This window comes from Bartonella sp. HY328 (genome assembly GCF_025449335.1).
In the GTDB taxonomy this organism is placed as follows: domain Bacteria; phylum Pseudomonadota; class Alphaproteobacteria; order Rhizobiales; family Rhizobiaceae; genus HY038.
In genome coordinates, this window is the sequence record NZ_CP104883.1 from 837,083 (window position 1) to 853,425 (window position 16,343).

At 40.6% G+C, this 16,343-nt stretch carries 14 protein-coding genes; 6 read left to right on the forward strand and 8 right to left on the reverse strand.

The window, feature by feature from the left end; genetic code table 11:
- Positions 1-296: 296 nt before the first annotated feature.
- The 6 genes from N5852_RS03430 (at position 297) to N5852_RS03455 (ending at position 8,269) form a co-directional block, all read left to right on the forward strand.
- A complete protein-coding gene (locus N5852_RS03430) occupies positions 297-1,700 on the forward strand; it encodes an MmgE/PrpD family protein (protein ID WP_262099027.1) in 1,404 nt (467 codons plus the stop codon).
- A 212-nt stretch (positions 1,701-1,912) separates the two neighbouring features.
- Positions 1,913-2,758, forward strand: a complete 846-nt coding sequence (locus N5852_RS03435) for a phosphosulfolactate synthase (RefSeq protein ID WP_182418793.1) — start codon at positions 1,913-1,915, stop codon at positions 2,756-2,758.
- A 280-nt stretch (positions 2,759-3,038) separates the two neighbouring features.
- On the forward strand, positions 3,039-4,031 hold the full coding sequence (locus N5852_RS03440) for an ArsR/SmtB family transcription factor (protein ID WP_262099028.1): 993 nt from the start codon (positions 3,039-3,041) through the stop codon (positions 4,029-4,031).
- A gap of 76 nt (positions 4,032-4,107) precedes the next feature.
- Entirely contained in the window at positions 4,108-5,013 is a 906-nt protein-coding gene (gene metF / locus N5852_RS03445) for a methylenetetrahydrofolate reductase [NAD(P)H] (RefSeq protein ID WP_262099029.1), read from the forward strand.
- Between the two features lie 160 nt (positions 5,014-5,173).
- The gene (locus tag N5852_RS03450) at positions 5,174-5,911 is read left to right on the forward strand and encodes a pyridoxine 5'-phosphate synthase (protein WP_262099030.1); all 738 of its coding nucleotides are present in this window, start codon (positions 5,174-5,176) and stop codon (positions 5,909-5,911) included.
- Positions 5,912-6,349: 438 nt separating this feature from the next.
- A complete protein-coding gene (locus tag N5852_RS03455; RefSeq protein ID WP_262099031.1) occupies positions 6,350-8,269 on the forward strand; it encodes a potassium transporter Kup in 1,920 nt (639 codons plus the stop codon).
- Between the two features lie 498 nt (positions 8,270-8,767).
- Here the strand turns inward: N5852_RS03455 and cyoD are convergent, their stop codons facing one another.
- The 8 genes from cyoD to N5852_RS03495 all read right to left on the reverse strand — a co-directional run bounded on the left by cyoD (position 8,768) and on the right by N5852_RS03495 (position 16,330).
- The gene (gene cyoD, locus N5852_RS03460; protein WP_262099033.1) at positions 8,768-9,220 is read right to left on the reverse strand and encodes a cytochrome o ubiquinol oxidase subunit IV; all 453 of its coding nucleotides are present in this window, start codon (positions 9,218-9,220) and stop codon (positions 8,768-8,770) included.
- A complete protein-coding gene (gene cyoC, locus N5852_RS03465; RefSeq protein ID WP_262099034.1) occupies positions 9,220-9,834 on the reverse strand; it encodes a cytochrome o ubiquinol oxidase subunit III in 615 nt (204 codons plus the stop codon). The genes cyoD and cyoC overlap by 1 nt, the downstream gene beginning before the upstream one ends.
- Positions 9,831-11,861: a cytochrome o ubiquinol oxidase subunit I gene (cyoB, locus tag N5852_RS03470; protein ID WP_262099035.1), complete on the reverse strand. Its 2,031-nt coding sequence runs from the start codon at positions 11,859-11,861 to the stop codon at positions 9,831-9,833. Before cyoB ends, cyoC begins: the two co-directional genes overlap by 4 nt.
- 73 nt (positions 11,862-11,934) lie before the next feature.
- Positions 11,935-12,939, reverse strand: a complete 1,005-nt coding sequence (gene cyoA, locus N5852_RS03475; protein ID WP_262099036.1) for a ubiquinol oxidase subunit II — start codon at positions 12,937-12,939, stop codon at positions 11,935-11,937.
- A 558-nt stretch (positions 12,940-13,497) separates the two neighbouring features.
- On the reverse strand, positions 13,498-13,947 hold the full coding sequence (gene aroQ, locus N5852_RS03480; RefSeq protein WP_262099037.1) for a type II 3-dehydroquinate dehydratase: 450 nt from the start codon (positions 13,945-13,947) through the stop codon (positions 13,498-13,500).
- Positions 13,948-14,095: 148 nt separating this feature from the next.
- Positions 14,096-14,833 (reverse strand): alanyl-tRNA editing protein, encoded by a 738-nt coding sequence (locus N5852_RS03485; protein ID WP_262099038.1) that lies wholly within the window; start codon positions 14,831-14,833, stop codon positions 14,096-14,098.
- A gap of 4 nt (positions 14,834-14,837) precedes the next feature.
- On the reverse strand, positions 14,838-15,710 hold the full coding sequence (locus N5852_RS03490; protein WP_262099039.1) for a DMT family transporter: 873 nt from the start codon (positions 15,708-15,710) through the stop codon (positions 14,838-14,840).
- On the reverse strand, positions 15,707-16,330 hold the full coding sequence (locus N5852_RS03495; protein ID WP_262099041.1) for a serine O-acetyltransferase: 624 nt from the start codon (positions 16,328-16,330) through the stop codon (positions 15,707-15,709). Before N5852_RS03495 ends, N5852_RS03490 begins: the two co-directional genes overlap by 4 nt.
- Between the last annotated feature and the right edge of the window lie 13 nt (positions 16,331-16,343).

The following is a 16,343-nucleotide window of genomic DNA, read 5'->3' on the forward strand; positions in this document are numbered from 1 at the left end:
TCTAATTATAATGTTTAAATTTTTAATTATTATAATAAAAATCTATCTCATTTTATAATAAAAACCATTTGACGAAATAAAAACTATTTATATATTAAAAATCGTAAATTTTAAATAGGAAATCTTTTTAAAAGATTCTAGAAATAGAAAATATATTATTAGAATATTTATAATTATTACAATTAGTGGTAATTATATTATATTTATTACAATTAAAATGTATATCCATTTCACTTAATTCAAAAGATCTTACGCTTTTGAAAACGAATAATTGTGTAAAATTTGGAGGATACACTGTGGCAAATCATAATACACAGCAGGAAACAGGGCATAAGGATACAGAAGTACGTCAATTGGCGCGTTTTGTAACTCATGCTAATATTGAAATGATGTCAGATACAGCCAAGGAAGAATTGAAAAAGCGTATTCTTGACTCTGTTGGCGTTGCAATTGGTGCATTGGATGGCGAGCCTATCCATATGATCCGTGAGCAATTGGAGGATTTTGGTGGTCGCCCCCTTTCAACCTTGATTGGTGGTGGTAAAACCGCGCCGGATCGTGCGGCTTTTTATAATGGCGCACTCGTTCGCTATCTTGATTTTATGGACAGCTATCTTGCTAAGGGAGAAACCTGCCACCAGTCGGATAATCTTGGTGCGGTGCTTGCTGCAGCTGAATATAATGATGCGAGTGGAGCAGATTTTTTAACCGCTATGGCTGTTGCCTATCAGGTGCAGGGTCGCCTTTGTGATGTGGCGCCAGTGCGTGCCAAAGGTTTTGATCACACAGTGCAAGGTGCCTATGCTGTTGCGGCTGGTGTTGCTAAAGCCTTAAAGCTTGATGATGAAAAGACCGCCAATGCCATTGCAATATCAGGCACTTGTAATAATGCCCTGCGCGTTACCCGTACTGGGGCTTTATCCCATTGGAAAGGGCTAGCCTATCCCAATACCGCCTTTATTGGCACGCATAGCGCATTTTTAGCTATGCGCGGCATAACCGGCCCTGAAGAAGTATTTGAGGGCAACAAGGGCTTTAAAGACGCAATTGCAGGACCTTTTACTATTGACTGGCAAAAGGAAGATCTTGAAAATGTCGTTCAGTCGATTATCAAGAAATATAATGCCGAAATTCATTCACAATCTTCCATTGAAGGTGCGCTTGAGTTGCAAGCTCGTGAAGGCTTTACATGGGATCAAATTGATAAAATCGAAATCGATATTTTTGATGTTGCTTATCATATTATTGGCGGCGGCGAAGAAGGCGACAAGACGATTATTAGAACCAAGGAAGAGGCAGACCATTCCTTACAATATATGGTTGGTGTTGCTTTAATTGAAGGTAATGTTTTGCCAGCCCAATATGATGATGCTCGTATTATTCGCGATGATATCCAATCCTTGTTAAAGCGCTTTATTGTGCGACCAAGTAAAGAATATACTGACCGCTTTCCGCAAGAAGTAGCAACAACGCTTACTGTTAGCTTAAAAGATGGCAAGAAATTTTCAATTGATAAAACTGATTATGAGGGCTTTCGTACCCGTCCAATGAGTTGGGAGACTGTTATTGCCAAATTTAACGGTCTTGCAACGCCATTCACATCTGAAAGGGCGCGCAAAGCAATCATTGATGCTGTGCAAAATATTGAAAAAATAAAGGTTCGTGAATTTACTGAGATTTTGGCGCATCTTAAAGTTTAAAGCTTTTTTTAAACTGGCAGCGGTTTTCATGAAACCGCACGAAACCAAAAATCTAGAGCATGCCATAGCCCAAACGATCAGTGGGCGTGCTTTAGACCAAAATTCCTAACTTAACTGCGTTGTTGGTTCATATTTGAGGTTGGGTTTTATCCGTCTATCCATGACCCATGCGCGACTAATTTATAATTTTTTTTAAAAAAATGGAGTTTATTATGAGTGACAAGCCGCAATCTGATGTATGGAAAAATCGTTCATTTCCGTTTGTACCAATGAATGATCGCGACCCCAAGCCGCGCAATAAGTCAATTACTGAAATTCGTGGTCCTTATTATGCCATGGTTACCCCAACCTATACCAAGGAATTATTAGAAGGTATGGGTGAGCATGTCGATGGCTATAAATATGCTGGTGGCTCTTTCTCACTCATGCCAGCAGATTATGTTCGCAAGATCAATCGTATTTGTCATGATCACGGTGTTTATGTTTCAACTGGTGGTTGGATTGAAAATGTTCTTGCCCGGGCACCAACGCAAATTGATGCCTATATTGAAGAATGCGTACGGTTAGAATTTGACATGATTGAGCTGTCAACCGGTTTTATCCAATTGCCAACGCCTGATCTTATCCGGTTGATTGATAAGGTGAAAAAAGCAGGACTGAAACCAAAGCCTGAAATTGGTATTCAATTTGGCGCTGGTGGTGATACATCTAAAGCCGAGCTAGAGGCGGAAGGTACGCGCGATCCGCAAATCTTGATTGATACTGCTAATGATTGTCTTAATGCTGGCGCTTCGATTATCATGATTGAATCGGAAGGCATTACTGAAAATGCTGATCCATGGCGCACCGATGTTGCGGCAAAAATCATGAAAAATGTTGGCATGGAAAATGTTATGTTTGAAGCTGCTGACCCTGAAGTCTTCTCATGGTACATTAAAAATTATGGTATTGATGTCAATTTGTTTATCGATCATAGCCAAATTGTGCAGCTTGAATGTTTACGCCGTGGTATTTGGGGTACTAAGAGCACCTTTGGTCGTATTACTACATTCCGCTAATGAGCATATCTAAATAGCTTTGTTAGTTTTAAAAATAAAAATCTTAAGCCGGTTTTCTGGCTTAGGATTTTTTTGTTTTGAGTAGCGAAGTCGATCAAATTGATTTTGATCTGTCGCTTCAGGGTGAATTTCTTTGGTTAACAATCTAAAAAGGTAATAATAGCTCTATAATTTGCTTTATTTGTAAAGTTTCAAAGAATTTTATAGACAAGATATAAACATATCTTTATATGTTATTTATCGCCTATTTGGGGTGGCTTAGTGACTGGAAATGAAAGACATGTCGAATCTTGATCTTGCTGCAATGGTTGAAATGCTAAAGGCTGCGTCTGAAGCAACGCGCTTGCGTATTTTGGCGGTTCTATGCCAAGGTGATTTAACCGTTTCTGATTTGACACGTATTCTTGGTCAATCACAGCCGAGGGTTTCACGACATTTAAAGCTGTTGCAGGAAGCTGGGCTGATCATTCGTTATCAAGAGGGCGCTTGGGCCTATTTTCGCCTTGCGGATGATCAAATGCGCATGACAATTACTCATGCAATTCTTAACCATCTTAACCACAGTGACCATATGTTAGAAAGCGATCAGCATCGGTTAAATCAGGTTAAAGAAGAACGCAACTCCTATGCTGCATCTTATTTTTCGGCAAATGCTGCCGAGTGGGATAGGTTGCGTTTGCTTCACGTGCCCGATAATGCTGTTGAAGCAGCGATGAAAAACATTGTTGGCAGTCAATCATTTCAATCCATGCTTGATATTGGTACCGGTACCGGATCAATGTTGAAATTATTTGCTGATTTATATGTGCGTGGTGTGGGTGTTGATAATAATCGTGATATGCTTGCTATTGCGCGTTCTAATCTTGATTTGGCGGGAATTACCAATGCGCAGGTGCGCCAAGGTGATATTGCTGCCTTACCAGTTGATAAGGAAAGTTTTGATCTTGTGACACTTCATCAAGTGTTACATTTTTTGGATGATCCACAAGCTGCAATTCGCGAGGCTGCGCGGGTTATGCGTCCCAATGCTCGGTTGGTTATTGTGGATTTTGCTGCCCATGATTTAGAATTTTTGCGCACTGACTACGCGCATTTAAGACTTGGTTTTTCTGATATTCAAATGAAAACATGGATCGAAAAGGCAGGACTTGAACTGGTTGAAACTAAGGAGTTTGAACCGATGGATCGCCAAAAAGGCTTAACGGTTAAATTATGGTTGGCAAAAGACCCTCGATTGCTCATTGCTGCGAGGGGTTCAGCATTAACCGTTTGATTGGCAATAGCATTTTTTAATGCGGATTTTTTTAGTTTTAAGTGGGCAACGGCCCTAACATTTAGGAGAATAGGCTATGGCATCTTATGGGTTGTCGCGCCGTAATGATATTGGCGAGAATCTCAGAGTTTCTTTCGAATTTTTTCCACCAAAAAGCGAAAAAATGGAAGAAATGCTATGGCAAACAGTAGAGCGGCTTGCGCCGTTACAGCCCGAATTTGTGTCGGTAACTTATGGTGCAGGTGGTTCAACGCGTGAACGTACTGCCCGTACGGTCGAGCGTATTATTAACGAAACTGGTCTTACAACTGCGGCGCATTTAACCTGTGTTGATGCAACGCGTGAAGAGGTGGATCAGGTAGTGCGTGAATTTGCGGCCCTTGGCATTCGCCGCTTTGTGGCTTTGCGGGGCGATCCAGCAAATGGTATTGGTGGCACTTATGAGCCAACTAAGGGCGGATATTTTAATGCTGCTGATTTGGTTGGTGGCTTAAAAGCCATTGATCCTGATTTTGATATTTCAGTGTCAGCTTATCCAGAAAAACATCCTGAAAGTCCAGATTTTGCAACCGATATTGAATTATTAAAACGCAAGATTGATAATGGCGCGACGAGGGCCATTACACAGGCATTTTTTGATAATAACCTATATGAAAGCTATGTTGAAAGAGTGAGACGTGCTGGAATTTATATTCCAATTTTACCCGGCATCTTACCAATTCACAATTTTTGGCAGGTGAAAAATTTTTGTTCACGCAATGGCACTCACGTGCCAGATTGGCTTGCTCAGCGTTTTGAAGGCTTGGAAGATGACCCCAAAACCCATGGTCTTGTTGCAGCTGCAGTAGCTGCTGAACAGGTGGTAGACCTTGTTGAGCGAGGTGTTACCGATTTTCATTTTTATACGTTAAATCGCGCCGATCTTGTTTTTGCAATTTGCCACCTTATTGGCATTAGACCTAAGGTTAAAAAAGACCTATAAACCGTTATTCCAAAGTGCCCAGCTTAAAACTGGGCACTTTAAAGTGATTATAGCTCATATTAGAAACCATGTTATAGATGATTTCTCTGGTTGTTTTTTGCGGTTAAATCTATAGTCTTTCAAAAAACTTTTGTGTAAATTTTTAATATGGTTTTATAATATGACAAAATTATCGGTTAATCTTAATGCCATTGCATTATTGCGCAATCGGCGTGATTTGCCTTGGCCAGACCTTTTACACTTTGCCCGTCTTGCTTTAGATGCCGGTGCTATTGGCATTACGGTTCATCCGCGCCCTGATGAGCGCCATGTGCGTTTTAAAGATCTTACCAACATCCGCAAACTATTAGATGATGACTATAAAGATCGTGAATTTAATATTGAGGGCTATCCAACCGATCATTTTTTAAGTTTGGTTGAAGAAAATGGTGCTGACCAAGTGACCCTTGTGCCTGATGCGCCCCAACAATCAACATCGGATCATGGTTGGGACTTTGAGGCAAATGCAGATCGTCTTGCACCTATTATTGCGCGACTCAAAAAAAATAAGATTCGAGTGTCGCTTTTTGCGGATCCTGAACCAAAAGGACTCGATATAGCCGCTAAAATAGGGGCAGATCGCGTAGAGTTTTTCACAGGCCCATATGGTGCAACTTTTAATGATGAAAAGCAGCAAAAAATAGAATTGCAGCGTTTGCAGCAAGCCTCTGAAACTGCAAAACAATATGGTCTTGCAATTAATGCTGGCCATGACCTAACCGTTGCTAATATACCCCCCTTGATAAAGGCAGTTCCTTATATCGCGGAAGCATCAATTGGTCATGCCCTTATTGCAGATGCGCTAGAATATGGTATGAATATCACCGTGAAGCGCTTTATTGATGCTATGTCGCAGTAAAAATCTGACCATGGTCATTAAGGATCAAAACAACATATGACTCGGCATGAATGGTTTAAATGTGTCGAGACATTGCAATTAAAAACCTATTAAAGGCGTACCATAATGATAGGCGATGCCTTTTAATTAAAATACATGCAAATAAACACATGAAGTTGAATTTTAAGAGTAGCATGTATTGTGATAGCAGATAGATATTAGTTTTTGGCATATAATTGCTATATTAAAAGATCAACAAAGGTCGTTTGGGCATAGTCTTATATGCTAAACTACCGGAAAAGAGACAAGGCGATGCAAGTAAACTTGGCAAATATGTCTAGTAAAGCTTGAAGAGGCTTTTTAAAAATGGGCTTAGCCTATAAAATTATTATTTTCCCTATATTCAAAATAAACCTTAATGGCGTTTATGCCTCATAAGGTGTTGAAAGGAATCCAGCAATGGCTGATCTGCAAACGGCAGATGTGTCTTCTGATGACTTGACTGAAGAAACAAATGACCATTCAAAAGAGAGTTTTCGTCTCTTATTGCTTGGTGCAATTGGTGTTGTTTATGGCGATATCGGTACCAGCCCGATTTATGCTTTCCGTGAAGCACTCCATGCGGGTGCGGGTGGTAAAGCAATTGCCAGTGAAGATATCTTCGGAGTTATTTCCCTTATATTTTGGGCATTAGCCCTAATTGTCACGGTTAAATATGTCATTTTCGTTTTAAGGGCCGATAATAATGGCGAGGGGGGTATCTTATCATTGATGGCCCTTGCGCGCACGGGTTTTAAACATCATGGTGGTTGGGCCCTTGGCATTGGTATTTTAGGTGCATCTTTGTTTTTCGGCGATGCAGTGATTACGCCAGCGGTGTCTGTACTTTCAGCGATTGAAGGTATGGAAATTGTGGCGCCGGATCTTGAGCCTATTATTGTGCCGTTAACCGTAATTGTGTTACTTGCGCTTTTTGCTGTGCAGCGTTTTGGAACGGGCCGGGTTGCGGTTATTTTTGGCCCAATTACCCTTGTTTGGTTTTTAGCCCTTGGTTTTTTTGGTCTCGTTCACATTCTTGATGACTTTTCTATTTTACAAGCTTTACTGCCTTGGCACGGTGTTGCCTATATTTTCAATAATCCGGCAACATCCTTTGCGGCTGTTGGCGCAGTATTTTTGGCCGTAACCGGTGCAGAGGCTCTTTATGCTGACCTTGGACACTTTGGTAGAAAACCAATTGTTGCTGCTTGGATTTGGGTGGTTTTTCCTTGCCTTATTCTCAATTATTTGGGGCAGGGTGCATTTATTTTAAGCCACGGCCAAGCCGCTGCTAATCCCTTTTACCAAATGTTGCCAAGTTGGGCATTGGTGCCAATGATTTTAATGGCGACAATGGCAACGGTTATTGCGAGCCAAGCAGTAATTACTGGTGCTTTTTCTATGGCGCGCCAAGCTGTGCAGTTAAATATTCTGCCACGTTTGGAAATTTTGCATACGTCTGAAAAAACACTTGGCCAGATTTATATGCCAAGAATCAATTTCATTTTGGCAATTGTTGTGATTGCATTGGTTATTGGTTTTCAAAAATCGACCAATTTGGCTGCAGCCTATGGTATTGCTGTTACCGGCAATATGCTTGTAACAACATCGCTCTTATTTATAGTCATGACCCGCATTTGGAAATGGAGCTTGCCAGCTTGTATTGCTTTAACCGCTTGCTTTCTAACCATTGATATTTTGTTCTTCTCAGCTAATATTATCAAAATCCATGATGGTGGCTGGGTATCAATCGGTCTTGCTCTCATTGTTTGTGTTGTTATGTGGACTTGGGTGCGTGGCACGCGTAACCTCATGAAAAAGACCCGCAAGAATGAAGTTGAACTTGAGGTTATTATTGATAGCCTTGCAAAAAGCCAACCAACTATTGTTTCAGGGACTGCGGTTTTCTTGACGGGCGATCCTAAAACTGTACCAACAGCATTAATGCACAGTTTGAAACATTATAAAGTTTTGCATGAGAATAATGTTATTTTGACGGTTAAGACGGCTTCAACGCCGCGGGTTAGCCGGGCAGATCGTGCAAGAGTTTCGCAATTTAACGAACGATTTATGCTGGTAGAGCTAACCTTTGGTTATATGGAGCAGCCTAACATTCCGCGAGCATTGGCATTATGCCGTAAGCTTGGTTGGAAGTTTGATATCATGACAACATCATTCTTTGTTTCTCGCCGTTCCATTAAGACGGGTAGCAAGCCTGAAATGCCGCGTTGGCAAGAAAAACTATATATTAAGCTTGCACGTGGAGCGTCTGATGCGACTGAATATTTCCAAATTCCAACTGGACGTGTGGTTGAAATTGGTACGCAAATCACAGTCTAGCGACTTTAGAACTAACGTATTTTCGACAAAGCCTAATTGAAGTTTTAGTTATAAAAAGTTCAAACATTAAACAATAGTCGAAAATGTTAAATTGACATGTTGTAGCATATTAGAAAGGCGTTTTAGCAAGCTGCTAAGACGCCTTTTTTTGGAGCATCATGACTGGCTTCACTTAAGGCTTGATATAATGGCGTTATCGCTACCTTTGCGGCAACTATCTCAATCGCGCGTTCGCGGTAGCTTCTAGGCTTAAAAATTGCCGATAATTCTATTGGGTAAAGGCTGTTATATGAGGTGAAAGGGCAGGGTGTTTTTTTAATATAAAAGCATTGGATGTTTATACTAAAACTTGTGTTTAGGTTTTCAATAAGGTTTGCTTTAATTAACAAGAGGCTCCCGTTAAGTAACAATAGGCTCCATTGTAATTTGCCCATCTAAAGACAGAAAAAGCCCGCTAGGTTTGAGCCTAGCGGGCTTTTGTATTTTGCCAGTCCAAATTTATTGAGCTGGAGTTTCTGATTGCGGAGTAGAAGGTGCTTCATTTGGCGCTGCGGGTGCAATATCCGCAGGTGCAGCAGGAGCTGCTGGGAAGATAACATCTGTTTGAATCACGCGGCCCGAACCACCCATCATATTGTAGTTAAGATGGAACATTGTCCACCAAGTACCAAATATAATGATGAGAACGCCGGCAACTGTAACCCACATGGAAACGATGTTCCACTTGGCATCAGGTCCTTCGTTCAAATGCAAGAAGAAAACAATCTGCACGGCCATTTGAATAAATGCAAGACCAAGCAAATAGATAACTTTTGCACTGATTGACCATTCAGCTAACCAACCAGCCATGATTGGGGCAAAAGAAGCAATCGTCAAAACAACCGAGATAATAAAACCGGTTATATATTTTGAAGTGCTGTTGTCATGATTTTCTTGTGTATGTGCGCTCATTACAAAGCCCCCAACAAATAGACAACGGTAAATACGCCAACCCATACGATATCAAGGAAGTGCCAGAATAACGACAAGCAGGTTAGGCGCGTTTTATTTTGTGATGAAAGACCTGTGCGAGCAAGATGCACGAACATGACAGCCATCCAGATAAGACCAGCGGTTACGTGTAGACCGTGCGTACCAACAAGGGTAAAGAACGATGCCCAGTAAGCTGATGTCCAAGGTTGTGCACCTTCATGGAACAAATGAGCGAACTCATAAAGTTCCATAGCAATAAAGGCGATACCGAAAATAAAGGTAATGCCAAGCCATAGGCGTACACCGGAAATATTATTGCGATGCAATTGGATCATTGCAAAGCCATAAGTGATAGAAGAAAGCAAAAGAAATGCTGTTTCTACGGCCACGAAGTTTAGATCAATCACACTCTTGCCGACGATCCCTTCAGCATAAGCTGAAGAGAAAACGGCAAAATTGGCGAAAAGTGTAGCAAACAAGATCAAATCTTGAAGAATATAAACGAAAAAGCCAAAGGTTTTTACAGAATCTACTTCTTCATGGCCGTGGCCGTGATCGTCTGCGTGGGTGTTATTTAGAGCTGTTGCACTCATGCTCTTGCTCCTTTGCCTTCAAGAACAGCAGTAAAATGATCTTCGGTCTTTTGTACCTCTTCAGCAGAGATATAATAGCCATTGTGATCAGCTGTGAATGAATTGACGATGACGCTTGCTATTGTAACGATAAATGTAACAGCAACCAACCACCAGATATGCCAAACAAGACCAAAGCCGAGTGCAAGCATAGCAATGCCGATAACAAAACCAGCTGCTGTATTTGAAGGCATATGGATCTTAGTAAAGCCACTTGTTGGACGCTTTTCGCCACGTACCTTCATATCCCAATAAGCATCTTCTGCCTGTACATGAGGTACAGTTGCGAAGTTATAGGCAGGAGGAGGTGAAGAAATTGACCATTCAAGCGTACGAGCATCGCCCCAAGGATCGTTTTGGGTAATTGGCAAATTGCCTTTGTGTTTGATACCATACCAAATGGCAAGCAAGACTTGGCCAACGAAGCACAAAATACCAAGAGCAATAATTAAAGCACCAATTGCCGCAATGACAAAATATATTTGCCATGATGGATCGACATAGTGTTGCAAGCGACGGGTTGCGCCGAGCAAACCAACAGCATAGATCGGGAAGAAGGCAACATAGAAGCCAACGAACCAGCACCAGAATGATGCAATACCAAGAGCGCGATTTGGCTTGATACCGAATACTTTCGGGAACCAGAATGCAAGACCGCCAAGGTAAGAGAACACAACACCACCGATAATCGTGTGATGGAAGTGAGCAACAAGGAACAAGCTGTTATGGAACTGCCAGTCAGCAGGAACCATGGCCAAGAGAACGCCGGTCAAACCGCCACCAACAAAGGTAAACATCATGCCCATGCACCAAAGCATTGGTGGTTCAAAGCGAATGCGGCCCTTATACATGGTGAATAGCCAGTTGAAGATTTTAACACCGGTTGGTACAGCAATAATCATGGTAGCAATACCGAAGAAACTATTAACTGCTACGCCGCCACCCATAGTGAAGAAGTGGTGAGCCCAAACGAGGAAGGAAAGAAGAAGGATAACCAACACTGCCCAAACCATCGAGGTGTAACCAAAAAGACGCTTGCTTGAGAAGACCGGAACGATTTCTGAAAGAATACCAAAGGCTGGTACAACAAGCACGTAAACTTCAGGGTGACCGAAGATCCAAACATAGTTGATCCACACCATTGGATTGCCGCCACCATAATTGGTGAAGAATGGGAAACCCAAATAGCGTTCAAGCGCAAGAAGCACATAAGCAACAGTAAGCACTGGGTAGATCAATAGGATCAAGATATTAGATACAAGAGCTGTCCAGATGAAAACAGGCATTTTCATCATAGTCATGCCAGGAGCACGCATTTTGATGATAGTTGCAACAAAGTTTACAGCACCCGTAGTCGTCGCTATACCGGACAACTGCAAGGACCATAGATAGTAATCAACCCCCGTGTCGGGACTAGCTTCAAGACCGGATAGCGGTGGATAGGCAAGCCAACCAACGCGGCCAAAGTTACCAAGTGCCAGCGACACGTTGATAAGAATAGCACCAGCAAATGTGATCCAGAAACCAAGATTGTTAAGGAATGGAAACGCTACGTCGCGCGCGCCAATTTGCAAAGGTATTACATAGTTGAAAATACCAAAGAGCAAAGGAGTTGCCATGAAGAAAATCATGATAACGCCGTGCGCGGTAAAGATCTGGTCAAAGTGATCAGCGGGTAGATATCCGCCAGTTGGCCCAAGTGCAAAAGCCTGATGCGTACGCATCATGACAGCATCGGCAAAGCCGCGCACGAGCATAACAATTGCAAGGACGATATACATAATTCCGATACGTTTATGGTCAACCGTTGTTATCCAGTTGCGCCATAAGATACCCCACCAACCAAGTAAAGTAATTGCTGCAAGAACGGCGGCACCGAGCACAACAATTGCAATAACAGTGTAAAGCACGATAGGTTCATGCGTAACCGCATGAAATGCTTCTGCTGTGGGGTCAGTCAGTCTTCCGAAAAGAAATGATGATGACATTTTTTAACCCAAATTCTAGATTTCAAAATGGATGGGCAGCAGCGCTATAATTGCGCGCGTCCATCTATGGATATTAATGTGCTGGAGCTTCAGCAGGTTCTTTTGACAAAGCATCACGTGCTTGTACGACAAGATCAGGTTCAACAACAGAGCAGAGTTCACCCCAAAGTGATTGGGCTGCGGCCTTCGCCATCAATTGTTCGTTACAAGCTGATCCATCAACGCAACGGTTTACAATGCGATAATAAAAATCTGTAGGTACCGATGAGAAATATTCAGGCTCATGGAAGTTACGATTATTTTTATTTTTCTTAAGCTCTGCATAGCGATCAGCATTAAGAGCTTGGTTGCTTGCGCGTGCCTTAGCAATCCAATTATCGAATTCTTGCTGAGAAACTGAATGCCATTCAAAACGCATATTGGCAAAACCATCGCCACTATAATTGGCTGACATACCTTTATAAACATTTTCATGTTCGGAATAAAGGTGTAGCTTGGCGTTCATCTGTGGCATTGCATAAAGAACGGTACCAAGTGATGGCACCCAAAATGCATTAACAGATTGCTCTGATGTCAACTGCAAGAAAACCTGCTTCTTTGCGGGTGCATAAATCTCGTTTATTGAAGCAACGCCATATTGCGGATAGATAAATAGCCATTTCCAGTCCATGGCAACTGCATCAATCTGCAAGGCATCTTCAATCTTGCCGGCAACTTTTTCATCCAGCGGATGAGATGGTTCAAACTTGTTGGTATAATTAACCAACAAAATAGCAAGAAGCGCAACAACCACAACAGGAATTCCCCACATCCACATTTCAATTTTTGTTGAATGGCCCCAATCGGGAAGATATTCAGCCTTGGTATTGGTTGCACGATATTTATACGCAAAAATGACCACAGCGGCCATAACTGGTATAACGATACAAAGCATGACACCTGTTGCAATTAAAATAACATCGCGCAGGTTTTGTGCTACATACCCATCGGGATTTAACACCACTATATCGCAACCAGACAGCAATAGCATCGATGTTAATACACCGACCATGCCCAGTATTTTTGTTAAGTTTTTCATTCTTACCTGCCTCTCCATATGCAGTGCATATTCTGTGCGAGGGTCCCAGTTAATAGAGTTTTCAAGGCCAATCAACGGTTCAAAAGCCATCATTGGTTATTTCTATTCCCACTTTTCCTCTTCTTTTCATTTTTTGAAAAAAGAAAATAAGCGCGAATCTGCCACAACTAAAATTGTGGCGCATTCTAGGCAAATACATAGCGTGAGATAACAATTTAGAAAAGTTCTTTATGCGCCTTGCGGCAATATTGCGCACCTTTTGCGCATAATCTGCATAAAATTTGCCTTTTTTATAAAATGCATGGTCTAATCAAGGGGATAATGTACTTATTCGCCATGGCATAATAACCATTTTTAATTTTTAAAAGGGTAAAATTTTCATATAAAAAGGAAAATCATAAAAGGGTTACGTTACATTATTAAATCGTGACGTAATATAGAGGTGCGCCAATCTAAAAATTGTTGACCAAAAAAGTTGATGGCCAAATTTTCCATGAATGAAAAGGTACAAAAGCAGGGTAAAATACAATCTTACACCTGCTATCGGTTACTTCCAATTTATTTTGTTGCGTTTAATTTACGCGCAACAAAGTCAATAGCAAAATTATAGCCAAGCGTGCCACAGCCAGCGATAACACAATCTGCGCGCGATGATACAAATGAATGATGGCGGAATGCCTCGCGCTGATGAATATTACTAATATGCACTTCAGCAACCAAACCATCAAAGCTTTTTAGCGCGTCAAGAATAGCAACTGATGTATGGCTATAAGCTGCAGGATTGATAATAATTGCTGCCGCAGTATTTCTTGCTTCCTGTATCCAATCTACCAATTGGCCTTCGTGATTGCTTTGCAAAAACCGAATGTTGTATCCAGCCAATTTTGCAGTTTTTTCGCAAGAATTCTCAACATCTTTTAATGTTTCTGCGCCATAAATTTCTGGCTCGCGCGTGCCAAGCATGTTGAGATTTGGCCCATTTAGGATATAAAACATTTTTGCCGACATGCTAATACCTTTTCCCGTTATGATAAGTTCAATGAGTATTCAATAAAATATTGAGCCAATACTAGCATAATAGTACAAATAAACGCCAACTTATAAAAATACGTTATCCATTGTGTTGTTAAAAAATGCAAAGTGATAAGTTCTCCAACTAAGTGTTTGCCCCAAACGCAACAGAAATGCGCCTGCATTCGGCACTGACTTTTTTAGTTTTTCCAACTTCAATCTTGCCGATTTCACTGGTGTTGTTAACATGGGTTCCGCCACAAGGTTGAATATCTATATCGCCAATTTTAACCAATCGCACCTTATCATTATTCTGTGGTGGCGCGGCATTTAATGTGCGCACAAGCTGAGGATTTTGCGCCAGATCACTATTGGTGATGAAATCTTGACTTATTTCTAAAGCATCTTCAATATATTGGCTTAGCTTGCCATTGATAAGATCCTTATCAAAAACATCGGTTGTTACAAAATCAAGTCGCGCAGCACTATCGCTAATTTGGCAACCATTAACTGGGTATGGTAAAATCGCGCATAAAAGATGGGCTGCGCTATGCATCTTCATGATATTATAGCGATATGCCCAATCAATATTGCAGATCACCGACGAATTTAATAAGCTATCGCGATCAAGTGGTGTATCGCTTGCGATAATATGAAATACCCCTTGTTCATTGCTGCTTGGATGAGATTTTATAACTTTTTCAACTTTAAGAGCTGTCCCATCAGGTAAGACAATTTCGCCTTTATCACTTAATTGGCCGCCGCTCTCTGCATAAAAAATTGTTTGATCAAGCACCACAATACTATCAAAAACATCAATAATCTTTGCCTCGCATTGTTTAAGATAGGCATCATCAAGATGGAGCTTTAATGTCTTAACCATGGGATTATTTCCTTTTTACGAGATAAATTCCAACCAAAACGATAAACATTGCTAGTACTTCCATCCATGTCAAACTTTCATGGAAGAACAAAAATGCATAAATTGCCGAAATAACCGGCTGAGTTAAAACAAGAATAGAGGCAAAAGAGGCAGAAATACGTCCCAAACTATAACTCAAACCGCCTTGTCCTAAAATTTGTGAAAAAACCGTTAGTCCAAGAATTGGTAACAAAGCATGCCATGTATTGGGAAATTGAATGCCTTCAGTCATTAAGCATATGAAAAATAGCGTTACAATTGAACCAAGACCGCTGTAAAACATGATTTGCACAGCACTGGTGCGATTACGCAGTTTATAAACCATCAACAAAAATAGCGCGTAAAATATCGAGGTTAAAAAGGCAAGACTATCACCAAGCAGGTTAACTGATGTAATTGTGGATTTACCACTTACCAGCAAGACTACGCCAATTAGAATAACAATCGCCCCCAAAAAGAAATTACGCGATATTGGCTCTTTATAAATAAAATAACATACTGGAATAATAATCAAAGGTACAAAATTGGCTAAAAGATTGGCATTAGCAACAGTAGTATAATGAAAAGAAATATTCCAAATTGCTAAATCGCCAGCCAAAAAGCCACCAGCAATTGCCAAAAGGATAAAATCCTTCCCCGATAGTGGCTTATAGCCAATTTTTGATTTTTCATAAAGTAAGAATGGCAATAGAATTGGAATACTAAATACAATGCGCCATAGGCCAGTATTAATTGGCCCAAGATCACTCATGCGCACAAAAATACCACCTGATGCCAAGCAGCTAACAAATAGCAAAACAAGCAAAACATCACGGCTATTATTATTTGTTTGGATCATAAGGTTTTAATTTCTTGCTTTACATTTTTTACAATAACAATCGAATTATCTGGTATATCATTAGTGATAATTGAATGGGGTGATATTTTAACATGGTGTCCAACTATTATTGGCCCAAAAAGTCTAGAAAAAGCTCCAATTTCAACATTATTACCTATCGTAGGATGTCTTTTACCAGCCATACCTACAATTCTGGATGCTCCCAGAATAACATTTTGTAAAAAATAGCAATTATTGCCAATAATTGAAGTTTCACCGATAACAGTTCCAATACCATGATCGATTACAAATCTTTCACCTATTGTTGCAGCAGGGTGTATTTCTATGCCTGTTTTAATTTTAGAATATTCTTGGACATTCATTGCTTCAATCCTGCACCCCTTTTTCCAAAGAAAATTAGAAAGTCTATAAGCTGCAATTGAATGATGACTAATATAACTGGAAATTAAAAGATTTAAATCGCCATGACAACTAGGATCTTTTTCAACAAATGCATCCAAATCTAGACAATACTGTGACGTTATTTTGGTGATATCAGTTTCATTAATGAAATAAATTTTATTTTCAATTAACAGATTTAATATGATTGCTAATGGGAATTGTTGATTAAACGATTTCATATAATAAAACCTT

Bases quoted from the DNA above. Each gene is read 5' to 3' on its own strand.
- N5852_RS03450 (WP_262099030.1), top strand. From the start codon at position 5,174: ATGACAAAATTATCGGTTAATCTTAATGCCATTGCATTATTGCGCAAT.
- N5852_RS03490 (WP_262099039.1), bottom strand. From the start codon at position 15,710: ATGATCCAAACAAATAATAATAGCCGTGATGTTTTGCTTGTTTTGCTA.
- aroQ (WP_262099037.1), bottom strand. From the start codon at position 13,947: ATGTCGGCAAAAATGTTTTATATCCTAAATGGGCCAAATCTCAACATG.
- cyoA (WP_262099036.1), bottom strand. From the start codon at position 12,939: ATGAAAAACTTAACAAAAATACTGGGCATGGTCGGTGTATTAACATCG.
- N5852_RS03455 (WP_262099031.1), top strand. From the start codon at position 6,350: ATGGCTGATCTGCAAACGGCAGATGTGTCTTCTGATGACTTGACTGAA.
- cyoD (WP_262099033.1), bottom strand. From the start codon at position 9,220: ATGAGCGCACATACACAAGAAAATCATGACAACAGCACTTCAAAATAT.
- N5852_RS03440 (WP_262099028.1), top strand. From the start codon at position 3,039: ATGTCGAATCTTGATCTTGCTGCAATGGTTGAAATGCTAAAGGCTGCG.
- cyoB (WP_262099035.1), bottom strand. From the start codon at position 11,861: ATGTCATCATCATTTCTTTTCGGAAGACTGACTGACCCCACAGCAGAA.
- N5852_RS03435 (WP_182418793.1), top strand. From the start codon at position 1,913: ATGAGTGACAAGCCGCAATCTGATGTATGGAAAAATCGTTCATTTCCG.
- metF (WP_262099029.1), top strand. From the start codon at position 4,108: ATGGCATCTTATGGGTTGTCGCGCCGTAATGATATTGGCGAGAATCTC.
- cyoC (WP_262099034.1), bottom strand. From the start codon at position 9,834: ATGAGTGCAACAGCTCTAAATAACACCCACGCAGACGATCACGGCCAC.
- N5852_RS03485 (WP_262099038.1), bottom strand. From the start codon at position 14,833: ATGGTTAAGACATTAAAGCTCCATCTTGATGATGCCTATCTTAAACAA.
- N5852_RS03495 (WP_262099041.1), bottom strand. From the start codon at position 16,330: ATGAAATCGTTTAATCAACAATTCCCATTAGCAATCATATTAAATCTG.